20 protein-coding genes are annotated in these 20,393 nt (G+C 65.1%); 4 read left to right on the forward strand and 16 right to left on the reverse strand.

Annotated elements, in window-relative coordinates; all coding sequences use genetic code 11:
* Positions 1-2: 2 nt before the first annotated feature.
* The 6 genes from rimP to pip all read right to left on the reverse strand — a co-directional run bounded on the left by rimP (position 3) and on the right by pip (position 7,444).
* Positions 3-587 carry a ribosome maturation factor RimP gene (rimP, locus tag ACU0BR_RS11170; protein ID WP_446156976.1) on the reverse strand — a complete coding sequence of 195 codons (585 nt, stop codon included), beginning with the start codon at positions 585-587 and terminating at the stop codon, positions 3-5.
* Positions 588-878: 291 nt separating this feature from the next.
* Positions 879-2,426, reverse strand: coding sequence for an ABC transporter substrate-binding protein (locus tag ACU0BR_RS11175; protein ID WP_446156909.1), 1,548 nt, complete (start codon positions 2,424-2,426; stop codon positions 879-881).
* A gap of 63 nt (positions 2,427-2,489) precedes the next feature.
* Positions 2,490-4,145, reverse strand: coding sequence for an ABC transporter ATP-binding protein (locus ACU0BR_RS11180; RefSeq protein ID WP_446156910.1), 1,656 nt, complete (start codon positions 4,143-4,145; stop codon positions 2,490-2,492).
* A 4-nt stretch (positions 4,146-4,149) separates the two neighbouring features.
* A complete protein-coding gene (locus ACU0BR_RS11185) occupies positions 4,150-5,322 on the reverse strand; it encodes an ABC transporter permease (protein WP_446156911.1) in 1,173 nt (390 codons plus the stop codon).
* Positions 5,319-6,317: an ABC transporter permease gene (locus tag ACU0BR_RS11190; RefSeq protein ID WP_446156912.1), complete on the reverse strand. Its 999-nt coding sequence runs from the start codon at positions 6,315-6,317 to the stop codon at positions 5,319-5,321. The genes ACU0BR_RS11185 and ACU0BR_RS11190 overlap by 4 nt, the downstream gene beginning before the upstream one ends.
* Before the next feature lie 122 nt (positions 6,318-6,439).
* On the reverse strand, positions 6,440-7,444 hold the full coding sequence (gene pip, locus ACU0BR_RS11195; protein WP_446156913.1) for a prolyl aminopeptidase: 1,005 nt from the start codon (positions 7,442-7,444) through the stop codon (positions 6,440-6,442).
* A gap of 65 nt (positions 7,445-7,509) precedes the next feature.
* Between pip and ubiG the strand changes: the two genes are divergently transcribed.
* On the forward strand, positions 7,510-8,280 hold the full coding sequence (ubiG, locus tag ACU0BR_RS11200) for a bifunctional 2-polyprenyl-6-hydroxyphenol methylase/3-demethylubiquinol 3-O-methyltransferase UbiG (protein WP_446156914.1): 771 nt from the start codon (positions 7,510-7,512) through the stop codon (positions 8,278-8,280).
* A gap of 41 nt (positions 8,281-8,321) precedes the next feature.
* Here the strand turns inward: ubiG and ACU0BR_RS11205 are convergent, their stop codons facing one another.
* Genes ACU0BR_RS11205 through ACU0BR_RS11215 form a run of 3 tightly spaced genes read right to left on the reverse strand, consistent with a single transcriptional unit; the run spans position 8,322 to position 9,804 of the window.
* Positions 8,322-8,765 carry a MarR family winged helix-turn-helix transcriptional regulator gene (locus tag ACU0BR_RS11205; RefSeq protein ID WP_446156915.1) on the reverse strand — a complete coding sequence of 148 codons (444 nt, stop codon included), beginning with the start codon at positions 8,763-8,765 and terminating at the stop codon, positions 8,322-8,324.
* Positions 8,766-8,791: 26 nt separating this feature from the next.
* Positions 8,792-9,049, reverse strand: coding sequence for a glutaredoxin 3 (gene grxC / locus ACU0BR_RS11210; protein WP_446156916.1), 258 nt, complete (start codon positions 9,047-9,049; stop codon positions 8,792-8,794).
* A 35-nt stretch (positions 9,050-9,084) separates the two neighbouring features.
* On the reverse strand, positions 9,085-9,804 hold the full coding sequence (locus ACU0BR_RS11215) for a ComF family protein (protein ID WP_446156917.1): 720 nt from the start codon (positions 9,802-9,804) through the stop codon (positions 9,085-9,087).
* A gap of 41 nt (positions 9,805-9,845) precedes the next feature.
* Here ACU0BR_RS11215 and ACU0BR_RS11220 point away from each other — a divergent pair, with 41 nt between their 5' ends.
* Positions 9,846-10,691, forward strand: a complete 846-nt coding sequence (locus ACU0BR_RS11220; protein ID WP_446156918.1) for an SAM-dependent methyltransferase — start codon at positions 9,846-9,848, stop codon at positions 10,689-10,691.
* A 4-nt stretch (positions 10,692-10,695) separates the two neighbouring features.
* Positions 10,696-11,751 (forward strand): ferrochelatase, encoded by a 1,056-nt coding sequence (gene hemH / locus ACU0BR_RS11225; protein ID WP_446156919.1) that lies wholly within the window; start codon positions 10,696-10,698, stop codon positions 11,749-11,751.
* A 123-nt stretch (positions 11,752-11,874) separates the two neighbouring features.
* On the opposite strand, the gene ACU0BR_RS11230 is transcribed toward hemH, so the two are convergent.
* Entirely contained in the window at positions 11,875-12,063 is a 189-nt protein-coding gene (locus tag ACU0BR_RS11230; RefSeq protein ID WP_446156920.1) for a hypothetical protein, read from the reverse strand.
* Positions 12,064-12,404: 341 nt separating this feature from the next.
* On the opposite strand from ACU0BR_RS11230, the gene ACU0BR_RS11235 reads away from it, so the two are divergent.
* Positions 12,405-13,016 (forward strand): CAP domain-containing protein, encoded by a 612-nt coding sequence (locus tag ACU0BR_RS11235; RefSeq protein ID WP_446156921.1) that lies wholly within the window; start codon positions 12,405-12,407, stop codon positions 13,014-13,016.
* A gap of 72 nt (positions 13,017-13,088) precedes the next feature.
* On the opposite strand, the gene ACU0BR_RS11240 is transcribed toward ACU0BR_RS11235, so the two are convergent.
* The 6 genes from ACU0BR_RS11240 to ACU0BR_RS11265 all read right to left on the reverse strand — a co-directional run bounded on the left by ACU0BR_RS11240 (position 13,089) and on the right by ACU0BR_RS11265 (position 20,381).
* Positions 13,089-13,592 carry a L,D-transpeptidase family protein gene (locus tag ACU0BR_RS11240; protein ID WP_446156922.1) on the reverse strand — a complete coding sequence of 168 codons (504 nt, stop codon included), beginning with the start codon at positions 13,590-13,592 and terminating at the stop codon, positions 13,089-13,091.
* A gap of 125 nt (positions 13,593-13,717) precedes the next feature.
* Positions 13,718-14,935 (reverse strand): class I SAM-dependent RNA methyltransferase, encoded by a 1,218-nt coding sequence (locus ACU0BR_RS11245; protein WP_446156923.1) that lies wholly within the window; start codon positions 14,933-14,935, stop codon positions 13,718-13,720.
* Positions 14,932-16,761 carry an ABC transporter ATP-binding protein gene (locus tag ACU0BR_RS11250; protein ID WP_446156924.1) on the reverse strand — a complete coding sequence of 610 codons (1,830 nt, stop codon included), beginning with the start codon at positions 16,759-16,761 and terminating at the stop codon, positions 14,932-14,934. Before ACU0BR_RS11250 ends, ACU0BR_RS11245 begins: the two co-directional genes overlap by 4 nt.
* Entirely contained in the window at positions 16,758-18,602 is a 1,845-nt protein-coding gene (locus ACU0BR_RS11255) for an ABC transporter ATP-binding protein (protein WP_446156925.1), read from the reverse strand. The genes ACU0BR_RS11250 and ACU0BR_RS11255 overlap by 4 nt, the downstream gene beginning before the upstream one ends.
* Positions 18,603-18,641: 39 nt before the next feature.
* Positions 18,642-19,220, reverse strand: coding sequence for a LysE family translocator (locus ACU0BR_RS11260; protein WP_446156926.1), 579 nt, complete (start codon positions 19,218-19,220; stop codon positions 18,642-18,644).
* Between the two features lie 66 nt (positions 19,221-19,286).
* Positions 19,287-20,381: a CCA tRNA nucleotidyltransferase gene (locus ACU0BR_RS11265; RefSeq protein ID WP_446156977.1), complete on the reverse strand. Its 1,095-nt coding sequence runs from the start codon at positions 20,379-20,381 to the stop codon at positions 19,287-19,289.
* Positions 20,382-20,393 lie beyond the last annotated feature (12 nt).

A 20,393-nucleotide genomic window follows, 5' to 3' on the forward strand; every position in this document is an offset into this window, starting at 1 on the left:
ACTCAGTCCTCCTCGGAACCGGGGTCGGTTTCAATGTCGTCAAATTCGGTCTCGTCGATGCCGTCGCCGGACATGCCCGCGGCCTTGCGCTGGCGCAGCATTTCCCGGATCAGCTCATCGGTCAGCACCAGCTTGGCATCCGACAGCCAGTCGAATTGCAGCCCGATGATGCCCTGCTCGATCTGGATCAGGATCTCGCCGTCCTGCACGCCCTGCAACACGCCCTTGAATCGGCGCTGGCCGTCGATCAGCTCGGTCGTCTCGATCTTCGCCTCATAGCCTTCCCAGGTCTCGAAATCCTTGAGCCGGGTCAGCGGCCGGTCGATGCCGGGGCTGGAAACCTCGAGCGTGTAGGCATCCTCCAGCGGGTCCTCGACGTCGAGCGTGGCGCTGACGGCCGTGGAAATGCGCGCGCAGTCATCGACCTCGATCCCGCCCTCGGGACGCTCGGCCATGATTTGCAAGGTGTGGGACTTGCCGCCCATCAGACGCACGCGCACCAGCTCGAACCCCATCCCCTCGATCACGGGGGTGATGATTTCGGCCATGCGCCGGTCGATGGAGGCTTTCGCGATGAGATCGTTCATAGGGTGGTCGGTCATGGTTCCGGTCTGGCGAATGGGCACAAAAAAACGGGCGCGCGGCCCGTTGATATTTCCCGGTGGTGCTTCGGAGGAAGAAACCGACGCGCCGCTGATGTTGGGGATATACGCCCCGTTCATCGAAACCGCAAGAGCCTAGGCGAAAGAGCGGCCGACGCCATCGGAACCGTCCCGCCGAAGCGCCGCCGCACGGTTGCGGCACGATGAAAAACGCCCCGCGAAAGCGGGGCGTCTCTCTTGTCTTCAATCCCGTTCAGGCGATGCGGGAACGCGCCGTCACGCTGTTTTCCACCAGCGTTCGGCCATGCGCGCATTGTCCATTTGCCAGAGATTGCCGACCGTCTCGGGCGTGCCGATGTCCTTGGACAGCGCCTGCACGTAGTTGGCGAACATCGGGATGATGGCACCGCCCTCGTCGCGCAGGATCTGCTGCATTTCATGGTACTGCTTGCGGCGGCTTTCGCTATCCAGATTAGCGCGCGCGGCCAGCAGCAGCTCCTGGAACCGGGGATGATCCCATTGCGTGTCGTTCCACGGCACGCCCTTTTCATAAGCGCTGGAAAACATCCAGTCCTCGGTGGCGCGGCCCGACCAGTAGACGGCGCAGAACGGTTTTTTCAGCCAGACGTTCGACCAATAGCCGTCGGCGGGTTCCTGGACCACGTTGATCTTGATCCCCGCCGCGCCGGCCGAGGCCTGGTAAAGCTGCGCCGCATCGACCGCGCCGGTGAAGGCCGCGTCGGATGCCGACAGGTTCAGCGTGATGTCGCCCAGCCCGGCCTTTTCCAGGTGGAACTTCGCCTTGTCGGGATCGTAGGCCAGCTGCTCCAGGTCGCCGGCGAAATACTGGTTCGCAGGGCCGATGGGCGTGTCGTTGCCAACCTGGCCGTGACCCAGCAGGATCTTGTCGACCATTTCCTGACGGTCGATGCCGTATTTCAGGGCCTGACGCAGGTGCACGTTGTCATAGGGGCTGGTCTGGGTCAGCATCGCGAAAGTGTAATGCTGATTGCCCGTCACCTCCTGGATGTCGATCTTGGGGTTCGCGCGCAGCAGGGCCTCTGTCTTGAAATCGATCCGGTTGATCGCGTCGACCTGGCCGGTCATCAGCGCATTCATCCGCGCGGTCGAATCGTTGATCGCGATATATTCGATTTCGTCGAAATACCCGGCCGAGCCGTCCTTGTAGTGGCTGTCGACACGCTTGCCGACGAAGCGCACGCCCGGCTCGAACGCCTCGACCTTGTAAAGACCGGTGCCGATGCCCTTGGCGATCGCTTCCTCGATCTGACCCGCGGGATACATCAGCAGGTGATAGTCCGACATCAGGAACGGGAAGTCGGCGTTGCCACCGCCCAGGGTGAATTGGATCTGGTGATCGTCGATCTTCTTCATCTCGGTGATGGCAGAGACGATCGGCTTGGCGGCGGATTTCGCACCTTCGGCGGTGTGCAGCTCCAGACTGGCGATCACGTCGTCGGCGCCGAACGCCTTGCCATTGTGGAAGGTCACGCCCTTGCGCAGGTTGAAGGTCCAGGTCTTGGCGTCGGAACTTGCGTCCCAGCTTTCGGCCAGCTCGCCGCGCAGCGTGCCGTCGGGGGCCACCTCGGTCAGGCTGTCGAAGACAGAGCCCTGCGCCGCGGCGATCATGAAGATGTCGGAATGCGTACGGCCATCCCAGCTGTCGGAGCTGTTGGCGCCATTCAGTCCCACCCGCAGGCGGCCGCCCTTTTTCGGTTCCGCCCGCAGCGGCATTCCGCTTGCGGCCAGAACGCCCGCCGCAACACCGGTCTTGAGCATCCCGCGTCTGCTGAATCTCGTCATCTTCTTCTCCCTTTCGTTATGTCTCGCATGTCCCGGCGTGGCGGGACGGCACTCTGATTCGCCTTACATCTTATCAATTGCGGCATCGCCGATGTTATCAACGCCGCGTTCCGCCAGCAGATCGGTCAGCCAATCCGGGTCCATTTCCGGGATCGAGCTGAGCAAAAGATCGGTATAAGGGTGATGCGGCGGCGTGAACATGGCATCCTTCAGCCCCTGTTCCACCACCTCGCCCTCCTTCATCACGACGACCTCATCGGCAATCGCGCGCACCGTCGCCAGATCATGCGTGATGAACATATAGGAAAGCCCCAGTTCATCCTGCAACCGCGCCAGCAGTTTCAGGATGCCCTCCGCCACCAGCTGATCCAGCGCGCTGGTGACCTCATCGCAGATGATGACCTTGGGTTCGGCGGCCAGCGCGCGGGCGATGCCGACGCGCTGTTTCTGCCCGCCCGACAGCTCTCCGGGAAGGCGATCGGCATAGATGGCGGGATCAAGTTCGATCTCTTCGAGCAGTTGATGCACGCGGGCACGCTTTTTCCTGCCGCGCAGCCCCATGTAGAACTGCACCGGCCGCCCGATGATCTCGGCGATGGTCTTGCGCGGATTGAGCGCGGTGTCGGCCATCTGATAGATCATCTGCGTCTGGCGCAGCTGGGCCTTGGACCGTTTGCGGTAATCGGCAGGCAGCGGCTCGCCCTCGAATTCGATCACGCCGGCGGTCGGCGGCAACAGCCCGGTGATGCAGCGCGCCGCGGTGGATTTGCCGGACCCGGATTCGCCCACCACCGCCACCGTGCGGCCGGCATGGATGTCAAAGCTGACATCATGCAGCACCGGCGTCTTGCCATAGGCGGCATGCACGTTCTTGAGACTGAGGATCGGCACCGACCCCGGCGCCACGGCGGGTTTCTGGGGCCGCTCGAAACTGCGGACCGCCCACAGGCTGCGGGTGTAGTCCTCCTGCGGGTTGGCCAGCATCTCGCGGGTGTCGGCCTCCTCGACCTCGTCGCCTTTCAGCAGCACCTTGATGCGGTCGGCCATCTGCGCGACCACCGCCAGATCGTGGGTGATGTAAATGGCCGCGGTGTTGAAATCGTCGACGATCTTGCGGATCGAGGCGAGAACCTCGATCTGGGTCGTCACATCCAGCGCCGTCGTCGGCTCGTCGAAGATGATGAGATCGGGTCGGCACGACATCGCCATCGCCGTCATCGCACGCTGCAACTGGCCGCCCGACACCTGATGCGGATAGCGAAAGCCGATCTCGTCCGGGTTGGGCAGGCGCAGGCGGGTGTAAAGCTCAATCGCGTCCTCGGCGCTTTCGCTGCGACCCATGACGCCATGCTGCACCGGGGCCTCGGTGTGCTGGTCGATCAGCTTGTGCGCCGGGTTGAACGAGGCCGCCGCCGATTGCGCGACATAGGCGATGCGCTTGCCCAGCAGGTCGCGTTTGACCGCCGCGGAGGCATTGATCAGATCGATGCCATCGAATTCGACCGCGCCCTCGCTGATGCGCACGCCGTCGCGGGTGAAGCCCATCGCGGCCAGACCCAGCGTCGATTTTCCCGCGCCGGATTCGCCGATCAGGCCCAGAACCTCGCCCCGGTTCAGATCCAGGTCGATGCCGTTGATGATCGGTATCCAGGTCTCGTCGCTGCTGCCCTCCAGTTTCAGGCCGCGCACCTTGAGAAGCGGTTCGCTCGATTTCGTCATGCGATCACTCCTTCAGGCCGCTGGTCTTGTGCAGCATCCAGTCCACGACGAAATTCACCGCCACCGTCAGCAGCGCGATCGCCCCTGCGGCCATCAAGGGCGCGGCAGCCGCCAGCGGGGCGAAGGCGGCATAGTTGATGAACTGTGACAGGTCGCGCACCATCGTGCCCCAGTCGGCCAGCGGCGGCTGGATGCCCACCCCCAGGAACGACAGCGCCGCGATGGTCAGGAAGACAAAGCAGAACCGCAGCCCGAATTCCGCCAGCAGCGGCGCATAGGCGTTGGGCAGAACCTCGCGGAACACCAGATAACCCAGGCCCTCGCCGCGCAGCTTCGCGGCCTCGATATAGTCCATCACGACGATGTTCAGCCCGACCGCCCGCGACAGGCGAAAGACGCGCGTGCTGTCGATCACCGCGATGATGATCACCATGTAAAAGGTCAAAAGCCCCGACTGTGATCCCGCCCAGGCCGACGCGATCGTCATCAGCAACAGCGCGAAGATCAGCGCCGGGATCGCCATCAGCACATCGACCCCCCGGCTGAGCAGCTGATCCAGCCAGCCGCCCAGAACCGCCGCCAGAAACCCCAGCGAGCCGCCCAGGACAAACGCAAGGCACGTCGTGGCGAAGGCGATGCCGACGGTGTTCTGCGCGCCATAGATCAGCCGCGACAGGATATCCCGCCCGATCTGGTCGGTGCCCAGCGGGAACCCCGGATCGCCGCCCAGCGCCGGATCGCCGCCCGCCGCCAGGTTTGCCTGGCTCAGGATTTGTTCCTGCCCGTAGGGGGCCAGCCACTGCGCGAAAATCGCGACGAAAGCATAGATCAGGATGACCAGAATGCCGAAGGCCGCCGTCAGCGGCATTTCGCGGAACAGCCGTCTGGTCGAGGCAAGCCCCACGTACCGCCCCAGAAGCCGGAACAGGAAAGCGGCGATCGCGAAGATGATGAAACCCTGTACCGCCCAGCGGAAAAACGCGTTCTGGTTCACGAAATAGAGGTAAAGCGCCCCCGCGATCGCCAGCGCGGCGAGGACGAACCCATAGGCCACACCATAGGACATGTCGCGCCAGTAGGGCCGGTTGTGGGTGGCCGCCTGGCCGGTCAGACGCAGCGCCCATGCGGCGCCGAGCGTCACGATCAGGAACGCAGCGAACAGAAGCCAGAAATTCATTTCGGATGCCTCAGACGCGGGTTCGAGATGATCGACATGATGTCCGCGATCAGGTTCAGCGTGATATAGGCCCCGGCGAAGATCAGGCAGCTGGCCTGCACCACGGGGATGTCACGGATCTTGACCGCGTCGACGAAGAGCTGGCCGATACCGGGGTAGACGAATACCACCTCCACCACCACGACGCCGGTGATCAGATAGGCCAGATTCAACGCGATCACGTTGATGATCGGCGCCAGCGCGTTCGGCAGCGCGTGGAACACGATGACCCGCATCGGCGACAGCCCTTTGAGGCGCGCCATCTCGATATAGGGGCTCGACAACAGGTTGATGATCGCCGCGCGCGTCATGCGCATCATATGCGCGGTGACCACCAGCGTCAGTGTCAGCGCGGGCAGCAGCGTCTTTTCCAGCCGCTCGGAAAAGCCCATGCCGGCATAGATATTCGACAGCGACGGCAGGATCGGGTTCAGAACCGCGAGAAACAGGATCAGGATGTAGGCGAGAAAGAATTCGGGGCTGGAAATCGAGCTCAGCGTGAAGATGTTCGTCGCCTTGTCGAAGACCGAGTTGCGGTAGAGCGCGGCCAGAATGCCCAATGTCACCGAAACCGGCACCGCGATGGCCGCCGAGACGCCCGCCAGGAACATCGTGTTCTGGAAACGCGGCGCGATCTGCGACGCCACCGTATCCAGCCCGCTGCCCGATCCGCTGCCGACGAAGGCCGCGAAATTCGCCTTGGCGAAGCTGGTGCCCAGATCCCCCTGAACCGCCCCCGCAAGCCATTGCAGATACCGGTACACGACCGGCTGGTCCAATCCCAGGTCCCGGCGGATGGAGGCCACCGCTTCTGGCGTTGCTCCCTGCCCCAGGACCGCCTGCGCGAAGTCCCCCGGAAGCATGTTCACGGCCGCAAAGATCACGATGGAAACGACAAGCAGCGTGAGCAACCCGAGTGCCAAACGCTGCGCGATGATACGAAGAAGGGTATTCACCCTTTTCCTTCCCCTGTTATTTTTGTTGGCGCTCAGGGTAACGGCTGAACCGCGCCTGTAAAGCCCTCTTGGCCCCTAAGTCCCCGGGATCACCCGCGGTCACGCCGTACCCCTGCGGGGAATCAGGCAGCCGCGGCCTTCAACCCCAGCTCGGAAAAACGCGAGGGCAGGGCCGCCATGACGCGGATGAGCTCGGCGCTGATACCCGGTTCGGAGAGCGCGTGACCCGCGCCCGGAATCATCTCCAACCGCGCCTCCGGCAGGCGTTGTGACAGGCGGAACGCGGCGCGGGGCGGGCAGATCATGTCATACCGCCCCTGCACGATCGTCGCCGGAATATGGGCGATGATCGGAGCGTTGTTCAAAAGCTGCTCGTCTTCTTCCAGAAAGCCCGCATTGACGAAATAGTGATTTTCCAGTCGGGCAAAGGCCCGTGCGTATTCAGCCGGACTGTCGCCGCCCCGCCCTTCCGATCCGAACATCGCCAGGGCGTTTTCCCAGGCGGCCCAGGCCCGCGCGTAGCGCGTTTCCTGCAGGATATCGCCCGAAAAAAGCCGACGGTTGAACGCGCCGATCAGATCGTCCTGCTCATTGCTGTTCACCAGACCGATGAAATCTTCCCACAGTTCGGGCCAGAACTGGCCCGCACCACCCCCGTAGAACCATTTCAGTTCGGCCTGCGTCATCAGAAACACCCCACGCAACGCCATGTAGGCCGTGCGTTGCGGGTGGGTCTGCGCATAGATCAGCGCCAGCGTCGCGCCCCAGCTGCCGCCGAACAGGATCCAGCGCTCGATGCCGAGCGCGGCGCGGATCTGCTCGATGTCGGCGACCAGATGCCAGCTGGTGTTGTTGACGACGCTCGCGTGCGGACGCGACCGCCCGCAGCCGCGCTGATCGAACAGGATGATGCGATAGACGGCCGGATCGAAATAGCGCCGCATCGCGGGGCTGCACCCGCCGCCGGGGCCCCCGTGGAACACGACGACCGGCACGCCCTCGGGGTTGCCGCACTGTTCAACGTAGATCCGATGCCCGTCGCCGGTGTCCATCATCCGCTGATCGTAAGGGTCGATCGGCGGATGCAGGTATTCCACTGCGCGTTTTTGGCTCGGGGATTTATGCATATACGACCTATATAGACGCGGTGACGCGCAGCGCCATCGGTTATCCATCGCAAGTTGAGGTTCAGATGTCCATTGAAACCGCCCCGGTCAACACCGTCGCCCCCGACGAAGTCGCCAAATTCGAGGCGATGGCCGCGGAATGGTGGGACCCGCAGGGCAAATTCAGGCCGCTGCACATGCTCAACCCCTGTCGGCTGGGCTATATCACACGCCAGATCGCCGCCGAATTCGACCGCGACCTGACCGCGCCCGCGCCCTTCGCCGGATTGCGCATCCTCGACATCGGCTGCGGCGGCGGGCTGCTGTCGGAACCGATGGCGCGGCTGGGCGCGGAGGTCGTAGGCGCCGATGCGGCCCCCGGCAACATTCCCGTCGCGCAGGTCCATGCCCGCCAGAGCGGGCTCGACATCGACTATCGCCACACGACCGCGGAGGCCCTGGCGCAAGGCGGGGAAAGATTCGACGTAGTGCTCAACATGGAGGTGGTCGAACATGTCGCGGACCCGCAGGGGTTCCTGCGCGCCTGTCACGACCTGCTGAAGCCCGGCGGGCTGATGGTGTGTTCCACCCTCAACCGGAACCCCAAAAGCTATGTCTTCGCCATCGTCGGGGCCGAGCGGGTGATGCGCTGGCTGCCGCGCGGCACGCATCAGTGGGAAAAATTCATCACCCCGGACGAGCTTTTCGCCCTGCTGTCCGGCGCGGGGCTGACGCCGGTGGATCGCAAGGGGTTCGTGTTCAACCCGCTGCGCTGGGACTGGTCGATCTCGGACCGGGACCTGTCGGTCAATTACGTCACCGCCAGCATCCGGCCCGAGACCGCCGCGCCTGACTGAGGCCTCGTTTCCGAGGCGGCGCGACCGCGACCCGATGCCGCTCAGGGGTTGCCGTCCAGCTTGATGCGCATTTCGCGCAGTACCGGCAGGACCGCGCGCACCTTTTCGGCGCCGATCTGCTTGACCACATCCGCGATCAGCGGAACCACCGCCTGAAGCGCGGCCTCCAGCGCGCGCTGACCGGCCGGGCTGATCGCCACGAACTTGCGCCGCGCGTCGTCCCAGTCGGGACGGATATGCACATGCCCCGCCCATTGCAGCTTGTTGAGCGTGTTGGTCATGGCGCCGCGCGTCACGTGAAACGTACGCGCCAGCTGCGCGGGGGTGCGTTCGTCCTGCGCGCGGGCCAGATGGTTCAGAACCGAGAAATGCGACAGCTCCATCCCCTTGGGCAAAGCGCGGCTGACCCGGTTGCGGGCAAGCTGGTCCGCCATGAAAATCTCGCTGAACAGCGAAACGGCAAGAGGGTCCGCGCCGTCGTTCATGGGGCGGTCTTGACCGTCTGCACCGATCAGCCCGCCAGCAGGGGATCGAGCTTGCCGGACCGATCCAGCGCGTAAAGCTCGTCACAGCCGCCAACATGGGTCTTGCCGACAAAGATCTGCGGAACGGTATGGCGCCCGTGTGCGCGCCCCAGCATTTCCTGTCGCTTGTCGGGATCGCGGCTGACGTCGATCTCGGTGAAGTTGATGCCCTTCTGGCCCAGCAGCCGCTTGGCGGCGTGACAGAACCCGCAAAACGGCGATGTGTAGATTTCGACTTGTTGCATCGGGGGCTTCCTATGGTTGCTCGCACTATAGGCATTTAGGTCTGCTTCGCAACGCGGGCCAGTGTCTGGATGAAAACCTGCGTGGCGCCCGCGGCCCGGCAGGCCTCGGCGGCGGCGGCCAGCGTCGCCCCCGACGTCATCACGTCGTCGACCAGCAGCACCGGGCGCGCCGCCACATGGCGCCGCGGATGCACGCGAATCGCGCCCTGCATATTGGCGAACCGCTGCTCGCGGGTCATATCCCGATGCGGCCTGGTGGAGCGTTGGCGCAGCAGCAGATCCGGCACGTAGTCAAGCCCCAGCGCATGGGCCATTCCCCGGCCCAGCAAGGCCGATTGGTTGTATCGCCGCTTGAGCAGGCGCAGCCGGTGCAGCGGCACCGGCACCACGACCGGCCGCTCGTCCGCCAGCATCCGCCGCGCCGATGCCGCCATCCAGCCCGCCGCCGCGCGGGCATGATCGTGCCGGTCGCCGTGTTTGAGACCCAGCACAAGCCGCACCGCGTTGTCCCGGTAAAGCAGCACCGACCGGCCCGCCGCCCAGGGGCGCGCGGTCGTCAAGCACTCGTCGCAGCGTTCGGTGCCGTCGCCCTCGCCACCGGGCAACGACATGCCGCATAGGCCGCAGACGAGCGTTCCGATAAACGGGGTCTCGGCCCAACAGGATCCGCACAGGGCGAAATCGGTTTCAACCAATGCCGCGCATGTCAGACATTGCGCCGGATAGAGGAGTCGCAGCAATGTTGGCATTCGCACGCTTCCCCCCTACCTTCACGCGGCAAGCAAAAGGCACGTGAATGCAGCCTCCGCCCGATCTTTTCGACCGCGACGCCATCGCCGCACACCGCGCCCGCGCCCGGCGCGATGCGCTGTTTCTGCACGACGCCGCCATCGCCGAGATCAAGGAAAGACTCATCGAGGTTAACAGAGCGTTCACGGCGCCTGCGATCGTCACCGGCCATGCCGCACCCTGGCGCGAGGCTTTCCCCGATGCGGCAATCCTCGCCGACGACCCCACGCTCGGCATGGAGCAGGGCGCGCATGATCTGATCATCCACGCGCTGGCGCTGCATCTGGCCAACGACCCGGTCGGCCAGCTGGTCCAATGTCGCCGCGCGCTGCGGCCCGATGGCCTGATGCTTGCGGTGCTGTTCGGCGGCCAGACGCTGCATGAGCTGCGCGCCGCCCTGTCCGAAGCCGAAACACGGCTGACCGGAGGGCTGTCGCCCCGCGTGGCGCCGATGGGCGAGATCCGCGATCTGGGCGCGCTGCTGCAACGTGCGGGCTTTGCCCTGCCGGTCGCGGACGCGGCGCGGCAACGGGTAAGCTACGCCACGCCCTTCGACCTGATGCACGATCTGCGCCACATGGGCGAGACGAATCCGATGGCGGGCCGAAAGCGCGGCGCGACCCCGCGCGCGCTGTTGCGGCAGGCCGCCGCGATCTATGCGCAAAGCTTTGGCACAGCGGACGGCCGCATCGGCGCGACCTTCGATTTGATCTATCTGACCGGCTGGTGCCCCGCCCCGTCCCAGCAGCAGCCGCTGCGTCCCGGCAGTGCGCAAAAACGGCTGGCCGAGGCGCTGAACACCCGAGAACATGACCCCGAGGCCCCCGCGCCCGGAACCGACGAGCAAAGGTAAACCGATGACACAACAAGACACCACGGCCCAGGGCCATGCCCCCGCCGACCATCCCCCGATCGCCAAGCAGAAGATCGGCGTTCTGTTGTCGAATCTCGGCACGCCCGACGGGCACGATTACTGGTCGATGCGGCGCTATCTCAGCGAGTTCCTGTCGGACCGGCGCGTCATCGACTATCCCCGCTGGAAGTGGCAGCCCTTGTTGCAGACCGTGATCCTGGCCAAGCGGCCCTTCACCTCGGGCGCGGCCTATCGGTCGATCTGGAACAACGACGCCGACGAAAGCCCGCTTGCCACCATCACCAAGGCGCAGACCGCCAAGATCGCGGCGGCGCTGGAATCCCGCCACGGCGGCGAGGTCGTGGTGGATTACTGCATGCGCTACGGCAACCCGTCGGTCAAAAGCCGGGTTCAGGCGATGATCGACGTGGGCTGCACCCGCATCCTGTTCTTTCCACTCTACCCGCAATATGCCGGCGCCACCGTCGCCACCGCCAACGATCAGTTCTTTCGCGCGCTGATGGACGCCGTCTGGCAGCCGGCCTCGCGCACCGTCGATCCCTATTTCGACCGGCCAAGCTATATCGACGCGCTGGCGAAATCGGTGGAACGCGGCATCGCGCAGATGGACCAGGTCCCGGACATCCTGATCTGTTCCTACCACGGTTTGCCAAAGCGATACCTGATGCAGGGCGACCCCTATCATTGCCAGTGCCAGAAAACGACGCGCCTGCTGAAAGAGCGGCTGGGCTGGGACGACAGCCGGATCAAGACGACGTTCCAGTCGCGTTTCGGTCCCGAGGAATGGCTGCAACCCTATACCGTCGAAGAGGTCGCCCGCCTGGCCCAGGCAGGCAAGAAGCGGATCGCGGTGATCGCCCCCGCGTTTTCCGCCGATTGCATCGAGACGCTGGAAGAGATCAACGAAGAGATCAAGGAAAGCTTCATGCACGCCGGCGGCGAGAGCTTTTCCTACATTCCCTGTCTGAACGACCACGATGACCACATCGCCGTGTTGACCGAGGTGATCGAGGACAACCTGGCCGGTTGGTCGGCCTGACATCCATCCCGGGCCGCTGCCAGCGTCGGGGGCGGCCCGCCACCCCCGGAAACCAAGGCCCGGACAGCAAAAAAGGCGGTGGTTGGCCCACCGCCTTTCTCGATTTCTTGCTAAGCGTAAGGCTTAGTTCGCAGCGACGGCCAGCAGAACCAGCAGCAGCAGCGGAACAACGATGCCTGCGCCCGACGAAGACGTGTCTTCGACGATGACTTCAGGCTGGATGACCGGCTCGGGAGCGGGCTCCACGATGCTGCCCGCCATTGCGGTGGTAGCGGTAAGCGCGAATGCGGCTGCGAGAGCGACTTTTTTCATCGTAATCCTCCGATATTTTACCCGCCGCCCTGCCACATAGACAAGTTAACGGGCGTCAAGACTGTACCTCGTGACTCGGTTTAAGCAGCAACATTTCGCAAATGCAATGGAGTCAACCTATTGACCTGCGGCGGTTCGCGGCAATGTCGTCAATTTGGCAACACCTCAAATTAGCTATCTGTCGCGACCGCGCGCATCGGTCGTTCCAGCGCCGGAATCTGTTCCAGCCAGAGGGCCGCGCGCCGTCACACGCGAAGCTTTGCCGCATGTGCCCATGAGCGTTTGCTCGCGGCGCGTGATAGAGGTAAAGCGGAACCGGCAATTCCTGGGATGACCGCCATATGAAACGTCTGATCTCTGTCGCGCTTCTGTCCACCGCCGTGCTTGCTGCCTGTTCGCCCGTGACCACCGGCGCGGACGGCACGGTGCGCGTATCCAAGGGATATCGCATTCCCGCGGGCGGCGAAGCGCAGATCCAGTACCGAATGCTCGATTCGATGAACGCGCTGCGCAAGACGGTCAACGCGCCGCCGCTGGTTCTCAACGCGCAGCTGAACGCCGCCGCCGCCACGCATTCGCGCGACATGTCGGTGCAGAACCGGCCCTGGCATTTCGGATCTGACGGATCCTCGCCGCTGGACCGGGTGAAACGGGCAGGCTACGGCGGCAGGCTGGTCGGCGAAGCGATCTCCGAGACCTTCGAGACGGAGCTTGAAACCCTCGCCGCCTGGATGGAAGAACCCGCGACGAAGGAGATCATCCTCGATCCTCAGGCGCGGGAAATGGGGTTTGACTATTTCCAGGAGCCCAACGGCAAGATCTGGTGGACGCTGGTGACAGGCGCGCCGGTTGCCCCCGAGGTTGCCCCCGCCTCGCAACGCCTGTCGGCGGGCGTCGGCAGTGCCGTCGGCGGCTTCGATCTGTCGCGGATGGATGCGGCGATCGGAAACTGAGCCCCGCCGCGGTCGGCGGCCAGATCAGGTTAGATCAGGTCGGTTCGGGCCGCGATAGGCCGACCCGCCAATTCAGGGATAAAGGTCAATGACGGTGCCGTTGCGCACCATCGCATAGATATCCTCGATCTCGCGATTGGTGACGGCGATGCACCCGGCGGTCCAGTCGTCGCCGCCCTTGTCGAACTTGCTTTTCTGCCCGTGGATAAAGATATCGCCCCCCGGCGACCGGCCATATTGCCGCGCGAATGCCATATCATCGCGGTTCGGGTAGGAGATGCCGACAGACAGGTGATAATTGCTGTTCGGGTTGCGCTTGTCGATCAGATAGCGGCCCTCGGGCGTCTTGCCGTCGCCTTCGAACCGCTTGGGACCGACCGGCGCGAATCCCAGCTCGAAGTCATAGGATTTCAGCACCTTGTCGCCGTTGAACAGGAACAGCTTGCGCTTTTCCTTGAACACTGCGACGCGCGTGACCTCCGGCCCGTCGTAACGCTTGAACTTGCTTGTCGTCGTCGAACATGCGGCCACGCCCAGCGTGAGGCCGATCAGAAATAGAATGCGGATAAGTGTCATGTCTGCTCTTTGCCTGTTTTTTCGCAGGCTAACGCGGATGCACGTGTCGTCATAGTGCCGCCCCGTCCCCCGCCGCAGCTTTTCCGCAAGCGCGGCAATCCCGCAATACGTGCCGAGCGTGCGCGTCAGACGGGCCTTGAGAAGCGCGCCGCAAGCTCCACATGCGAGGACCAGCGGAACTGGTCGATCACCCGCACCCAGTCGAGCGTGTATCCGGCCGCCACCAGAATCGCCGCGTCCCGCGCAAAGCTGACCGGGTTGCATGACACCGCGGCGACGACCGGCACCGCCGCATCCGCCAGCGCGGCGACCTGTGCCTCGGCCCCGGCGCGGGGTGGATCGATGACGACGGCGTCAAACCCCTTCAGCTCATCGCGCAGCAGGGGTCGGCGGAACAGGTCTCGCGTCAATGTCCGCACCGTTTTCAGCCCCTGCGCCTCGCGCCAGCCGCGTTCCAGCGCCGCCGTCATCGCGGCGTCGCCTTCGACGGCCAGCACCTGTGCGCCTTCGGCCAGCGGCAGCGCGAAGGTCCCGCAGCCGGCGAAAAGATCGCAAACCCGCGCCGCGTCGCCCACCGCCAGACGGACCGCGGCGATCAGCGCGTCCTCGCCCTGCCGCGTGGCTTGCAGGAACGCGCCCGAAGGCGGCACGACCCGGGCACGGCCGAATTTCACCTCGGGGGCGGAACGTTCCGCCAGAACCTCGCCGTTCCAGGCGAGCCGCGCCAGCCCCGTGGCCGCGACCCGCGCGGCCAGTTCGACACGCAGCGCATCGTCCAACGGGCGGGCGCCGCTGATCGCGAGGTCGAGACCGCCGCGTGTCTGTGTCACGGTCAGGGCAATCTCGCTCTTGCGGCTGGCGGCCAGCGGGACGAACCCCTCCAGCATCGGCAGCGCGTCCATCAGTTCGGGCGTCAGCAACAGGCACGACGGGATCGAGGTGACATGACCGGAGCCCTTCGCGTGGAAGCCGACCAGACCGCCCTTTTTGGTGCGTATGCCATGCAGCGTGGCCCGCCTGCGGCTGCGCGGCGGCGAGGTCGCGATGCCGGTGATGGGTGCGGGCAGCCCGCGCGCCTCGAGCGCCTGACGCACGATACCGATTTTCCAATCGGCCACGAAATCGTCGGCAACATGCTGCATCGCGCAGCCGCCGCATTGCCGGAAATGCGGGCAGGGCGGCGCGATCCGCTGGACCGCGGGCGTCACGATCTTCACGCCGGTCAGGCGGTCGCCCTCCGGGGTGCCCTCGACCACCTCGCCGGGCAGGGTGCGCGGCACGAAAAGGGGCCCTTCGGCGATGCCGTCGCCTTGCTGGCCCAGCCGTTCGATCGTTACCTTCATTCCGCGGCCTCCTCTGTGCCTATGAAGCCGCCGGATTGCCGGTTCCAGAAGCGCGCGTAAAGCCCGTCCGCGCGCATCAGTTCCTCATGCGTGCCGTCTTCGACGATGCGGCCCGCGTCGAGCACGATGATCCGGTCCATTTCCGCGAGCGTCGACAGGCGGTGCGCGATGGCGATCACCGTCTTGCCTTCCATCGTGCGCTCCAGCGCGTGCTGGATCGACGCCTCTACCTCGCTGTCCAGCGCCGAGGTCGCCTCATCCAGCACCAGGATCGGCGCGTCCTTCAGAATCGCGCGGGCCAGCGCGATCCGCTGACGCTGCCCGCCCGACAGGCGAACGCCGCGCTCGCCCAGATGGGCGTCGTAGCCCCTGCGGCCCTTGTGGTCCTCGAGCTCCATGATGAAATCATGCGCCTCCGCCTTCTTGGCGGCGGCGATCATCCGCGCGTCGTCGGCGTCGGGGCGGCCGTAGCGGATGTTGTCGCGGGCCGAGCGGTTGAACATCGCGGTTTCCTGCGTGACCATCCCTATGCGCTTGCGGACGCTGTCCTGGGTGACCTTGCGGATATCCTGCCCTCCGATCAGAACATGTCCCTTTTCCGGGTCGTAGAGCCTGAGCAAAAGCGAGACCAAGGTGGATTTTCCGGCGCCGGACGCACCGACGACGCCCAGTTTCTGCCCCGCCGTGACGTGCAGCGTCACATCGCGTACCCCGCCCGCGCGGCGGCCATAGGCAAAGCTCACATCCTCAAAGGCGATGCTGCTGGCCCCGCTGAGCGGGGCGGCGTCCGCCGCGTCACTGACCCGCGCGCGGGGGGTCAGGGTGTTCATGCCATCCTCGACCTCGCCCACGTTGGAATACATTGCCATCAGGGTAAAGCTGACCCAGCCCGTCATCTGCGAGATGCGGATCGAAATCGTCCCTGCGGCGGCGATGTCGCCCGCACTCACCCCGCCTTGCGTCCACAGCACCAGCGACGCGCCGACCAGGATGACCGGCAACAGGCCCGCCACGGTCATCAGCGAAAACCGGAACGCCGCCGACAGCCGACCGAAGTTCAGGGCCTTTTCGCGGAACGATTCCATCGCGCCCAGCGCGGCGCGATCCTCGTGGGCGTCATGGGCGAACAGCTTGACCGTCTTGATGTTGGTGATCGTATCCACCACCTGACCGGACACCATCGCCCGCGCGCCCGCCCGCGCCGCCGATCGGGCCCGCACCCGCGGCATGAACCAGCGGATCAGGGCCAGGTATCCCACCAGCCACGCCAGAAGCAGCATCCCCACGCGCCAGTCGATCGTCGTCAGCAGCGCGACGGAGCCGATCAACGAGGCCAGCGCGAAGAACACCACGTTGATCGTCTCGCTCGTCACATCGGTGACGGCACGGGCGGTCTGCATCTGCTTTTGCGCGATACGGCCGGCGAAATCCTGGTCGAAAAAGGTGACCGACTGGCCCAGCGTCCAGCGGTGCAGCCGCGACAGCACCAACGGGCTGACGTTTGGCTGCACGATAATCGAGTTCGAGGCCGCCGACAGGCCGAACAGCAGCGGACGCAGCACCACGAAGAAGCCCACGAATCCCAGCAGCAGCGGCCAGTGATCGCTGAAAAGACGCGCCGGATCGCTGGCCAGCGCGGTATCGATCACCGCCCCCAGCAGGATCGCCGTGACAACCTCGAGCGAACCCGCCCCGGCCGATAAAAGCGCCGCCAGCCACAACATCGGCAGCGATCCGCGCAGGCACCACAGGAAAAACGCGCCCAGCGTCTGCGGCGGCGGGCCGTCGGCGTGCTGAAAGGCGTTGATCCAGTTTGCGTATCTCATGCGTCCGCCTCATCCACCCCGATGAACCCGTCCGATTGACGCGCCCAGAACCCGGCATATAGCCCGCCCTGCGCCAGCAGCGAGCTGTGGGTGCCTTCCTCGGCGATACGCCCCTCATCCAGCACCAGAATGCGGTCCATCCGGGCAATGGTGGAAAGCCTGTGGGCGATGGCGATCACGGTCTTGCCCTCCATCACGCGATAAAGCGTGTCCTGGATCGCGGCCTCCACCTCGCTGTCGAGCGCCGAGGTCGCCTCATCCAGAACGAGGATCGGCGCATCCTTGAGGATGACGCGCGCCAGAGTGATGCGCTGGCGCTGGCCGCCCGACAGCTTGACGCCGCGTTCGCCCACCTCCGCATCATAGCCCGAACGCCCCTCCGGGTCGCGCAGATCGGCTATGAACCCTTCGGCCTCGGCGCGGATGGCGGCCTCTTGCATGTCCTGTTCGGAGGCGTCGGGGCGACCGTAAAGGATATTGTCGCGGACCGAACGGTGCAGCAATGCGCTGTCCTGCTGCACCATGCCGATGCCCGCGCGCAGACTGTCCTGGGTGATGTGCGATATGTCCTTGCCATCCAGCAGGATGCGTCCGCCTTCCACGTCGTAAAACCGCAAAAGAAGCTTTACGAGGGTCGATTTTCCGGCCCCCGAACGCCCGATCAGTCCCACTTTTTCGCCCGGTGCGATATGCAGGGAAACCCGGTCCAGCCCGCCGCGCCCGCGCCCGTAATGGTGACTGACGTTGTCGAAGACGATCTCGCCGCGCGGCCGGTCCAGCCGTACCGCACCGGGTCTGTCGAGCAGGGTGATCGGCTGGGCGATGGTCTGCATCCCTTCGGCCACGATGCCCAGCGAGCGAAACAGGCTCGACACCGCCCACATGATCCACCCGGTCATCGCATTCAGCCGCAGCGTCAGCGCGGTGGCGGCGGCAACCACGCCCACGGTGGCGCTGTCGGTCAACCACAGCGCAAATGCCCAGCCGACGACGGATACGATCAGAAACCCGTTCAGCGCGGTCAGCCCGACGTCCATCATGGTAATGATGCGCATTTCCCTGGCGAAGGTGCGCCGCGCATTCTCGATCGCCTCTTTCGCGTAGGACAGTTCGGTGTCGTGATGCGCGAACAGCTTGACCGCGTGGATATTGGTATAGCTGTCGACCACGCGCCCCGTCACCAGGCTGCGCGCGTCGGAGGACGCCTTGGACGCGGGCCCCACGCGCAAGATCGTCCAGCGCAGCAGGGCCCCATAGAACACCAGCCAGATCAGCAGCGGAATCGCCAGCCGCGCGTCGGCATCGGCCAGCAACACGAAGGCGCCGACCAGATAGGCGATGGAAAAGGTGATCGCGTCGAACACCTGAAACACGGCTTCGCCCGCGGCGGGCGGGGCCTGCATGATCCGGTTCGCGATGCGCCCGGCAAAATCGTTTTCAAACCAGCCGACCGACTGGCGCAGCACATGGCGATGCGCGCGCCAGCGGATCAGCGTGCCGAAGTTCGGCAGGATCGCGTTGTTCAGCAGCGCCACATCGAGCATTTGCAGCAAGGGGCGGATCACCAGGATGAAACCCGCGACCAAAAGCAGCTCCGTCCCGTGGTCCTGCCAGGCGGTGGCGGGGGTCTGCCGCGACAGGATATCGACGATCCGCCCCATGTAGGAGATCAGGCCGATTTCCACCGCCGCGACCAGCACCGACATGAGCGCGGTCAGAAGGAAGATCCGCTTGAACGGGGCCGAATAGGATTTCAGAAACGGCCACAGCCGGGTCGGCGGCACGTCGGATTCCGTATAGTCCGCATATGGGTCTACGAGATTTTCAAAGAATTTGAACATCTGACCAACTTTCGAAGTCGTTCAGATATAGGCCGATCGTCACAGAAAGACCATCGCGGCGGAGGCCGCCAGCGCCGCCGCCATGAGCGCGGAAAACATCCGCCAGGCGGTTACCGAGGTGAGCAGATAGGCCAGCAGCGTGCCGGCCCAGACCCAGAACAGGCAGACCGCAAGGTTGAGCGAGGAGAACACCAGCCCCAGGCGCAGGCCTTCGTTCAGCGGATCAAGCCCGGCAGGATAACCGGCCGAGGCCGCGATGGCGACGGCCCAGACCTTGGGGTTGACCCATTGGAACAGGATCGCCTCCACCATCGTGAAGGGGCGCATTCGCCCGGTGCCCTGCCCGCGCCCACCACGGTATAGCCTGTATGCCATGTACAAGATCCAGGCTGCGGCGACTGCTTTCAGGGTCAGCGTCAACGACGGCGCGGCCAGCAGAAGCGCCCCGATCCCGAGCCCCGTCAGCCCCGCCGTGACACCCACGCCCAGCGCCACGCCCAGAATATGGGGGATCGTACGCCCAAACCCGAACCGCGCGCCGGAGGCGGTCAGAAGGATCACGTTCGGACCCGGCGAAAACAGGCCGGCAAAAACGAACAGGTAAAGTGGGTCCGGCATCATCGGGGCATGTCGGATGAGCGGCGGCGCGGGGTCAAGGGGCCTCGGCGCGAGATCGGTCGCGCGTCAGTCCAGCAGCGCGTTCCGCGACAGGCTGAAATCCGACGCGATCCACCGCGCCTCGAGCGCCGCCAGTTTCTTGCCGAGCGCGGGGCCTTGGAAATCCGGTTGCAGATCCGCGGCCCTCACCGGAAATTCGGCCGCCGCGCCGCGGGCGATCTGCGCCGCCAGATCAGCGCCCGGATGCTGCTCGAAAAGCGCACAGCGCATCAGCACCACGTCCAGCGCAACGTCGGGGCCCAGACGATACGACAGCTCCGCCGGGGGCTGGGTGCCGCCCAGATGATCGCGCCGCAAACGGTAGTCGCGCGCCTGCGCCCGACTGAGCCGCAGGTCGGGCGGCTGGTCCGAACCCGCGATCAGCGCCAGCCGCCGTAACGGAGCAGGATCGGCGTGGGCAAGGCCCTCCAGATGGACGAGAACCGGCAGCGGCGTCGCATCCGCCCCCGGCAACACCCGGCGCAACACCCCAGCCTGCGCCATGGCCGCTACGGCCGGTGCAGGATCGGGCGCGCCCAGCAGCTTGAACATCTCGGCGCCGACGCGTTCGCGCGACAGCCGGCACAGCCCGTCGGCCAGCGCGGCGCAGGCGGCCAGCCCCTCCGCATCCAGGCCAGAGGCGGGGTCGCCATACCAGGCGTGAAAGCGGAAAAACCGCAGGATTCTCAGATAATCCTCGGTGATGCGCTGACGAGGATCCTCGATGAAACGCAGGCGGCGCCGGTACAGATCGTCAAGCCCGCCCACAGGGTCCAGCACCTGACCGTCGCGCTGCGCGTAAAGCGCGTTCATCGTGAAATCCCGGCGTCGTGCGTCATCCGAGATTTCGTCTGAAAACACCACCTGCGCGTGGCGCCCGTCGGTGCGGACATCCTTGCGGAAGGTGGTCACCTCATGCGGGATGCCGCCGCTCAGAACGGTAACGGTGCCGTGGTCCATGCCCGTCGGCACGCTTTTCAGCCCCGCCGCCGCAGACAGCCGCCGGACCTGTTGGGGGTGCGCGTCAGTGGCGATGTCGATGTCGCCCACCGGCGCGCCAAGCAGCTCGTTGCGCACGCAGCCCCCCACGAAATAGGCACGGTAACCGGCGTCGAGCAGCATCGACAGCACCGC

The organism is Brevirhabdus sp. (assembly GCF_052826345.1).

Coding starts and splice junctions, on each gene's coding strand:
- rimP (WP_446156976.1), bottom strand. CDS start 587: ATGAACGATCTCATCGCGAAAGCCTCCATCGACCGGCGCATGGCCGAA.
- ACU0BR_RS11175 (WP_446156909.1), bottom strand. CDS start 2,426: ATGACGAGATTCAGCAGACGCGGGATGCTCAAGACCGGTGTTGCGGCG.
- ACU0BR_RS11180 (WP_446156910.1), bottom strand. CDS start 4,145: ATGACGAAATCGAGCGAACCGCTTCTCAAGGTGCGCGGCCTGAAACTG.
- ACU0BR_RS11185 (WP_446156911.1), bottom strand. CDS start 5,322: ATGAATTTCTGGCTTCTGTTCGCTGCGTTCCTGATCGTGACGCTCGGC.
- pip (WP_446156913.1), bottom strand. CDS start 7,444: ATGCATAAATCCCCGAGCCAAAAACGCGCAGTGGAATACCTGCATCCG.
- ubiG (WP_446156914.1), top strand. CDS start 7,510: ATGTCCATTGAAACCGCCCCGGTCAACACCGTCGCCCCCGACGAAGTC.
- ACU0BR_RS11205 (WP_446156915.1), bottom strand. CDS start 8,765: ATGAACGACGGCGCGGACCCTCTTGCCGTTTCGCTGTTCAGCGAGATT.
- grxC (WP_446156916.1), bottom strand. CDS start 9,049: ATGCAACAAGTCGAAATCTACACATCGCCGTTTTGCGGGTTCTGTCAC.
- ACU0BR_RS11220 (WP_446156918.1), top strand. CDS start 9,846: ATGCAGCCTCCGCCCGATCTTTTCGACCGCGACGCCATCGCCGCACAC.
- hemH (WP_446156919.1), top strand. CDS start 10,696: ATGACACAACAAGACACCACGGCCCAGGGCCATGCCCCCGCCGACCAT.
- ACU0BR_RS11230 (WP_446156920.1), bottom strand. CDS start 12,063: ATGAAAAAAGTCGCTCTCGCAGCCGCATTCGCGCTTACCGCTACCACC.
- ACU0BR_RS11235 (WP_446156921.1), top strand. CDS start 12,405: ATGAAACGTCTGATCTCTGTCGCGCTTCTGTCCACCGCCGTGCTTGCT.
- ACU0BR_RS11240 (WP_446156922.1), bottom strand. CDS start 13,592: ATGACACTTATCCGCATTCTATTTCTGATCGGCCTCACGCTGGGCGTG.
- ACU0BR_RS11245 (WP_446156923.1), bottom strand. CDS start 14,935: ATGAAGGTAACGATCGAACGGCTGGGCCAGCAAGGCGACGGCATCGCC.
- ACU0BR_RS11250 (WP_446156924.1), bottom strand. CDS start 16,761: ATGAGATACGCAAACTGGATCAACGCCTTTCAGCACGCCGACGGCCCG.
- ACU0BR_RS11255 (WP_446156925.1), bottom strand. CDS start 18,602: ATGTTCAAATTCTTTGAAAATCTCGTAGACCCATATGCGGACTATACG.
- ACU0BR_RS11260 (WP_446156926.1), bottom strand. CDS start 19,220: ATGCCGGACCCACTTTACCTGTTCGTTTTTGCCGGCCTGTTTTCGCCG.
- ACU0BR_RS11265 (WP_446156977.1), bottom strand. CDS start 20,381: ATGCTGCTCGACGCCGGTTACCGTGCCTATTTCGTGGGGGGCTGCGTG.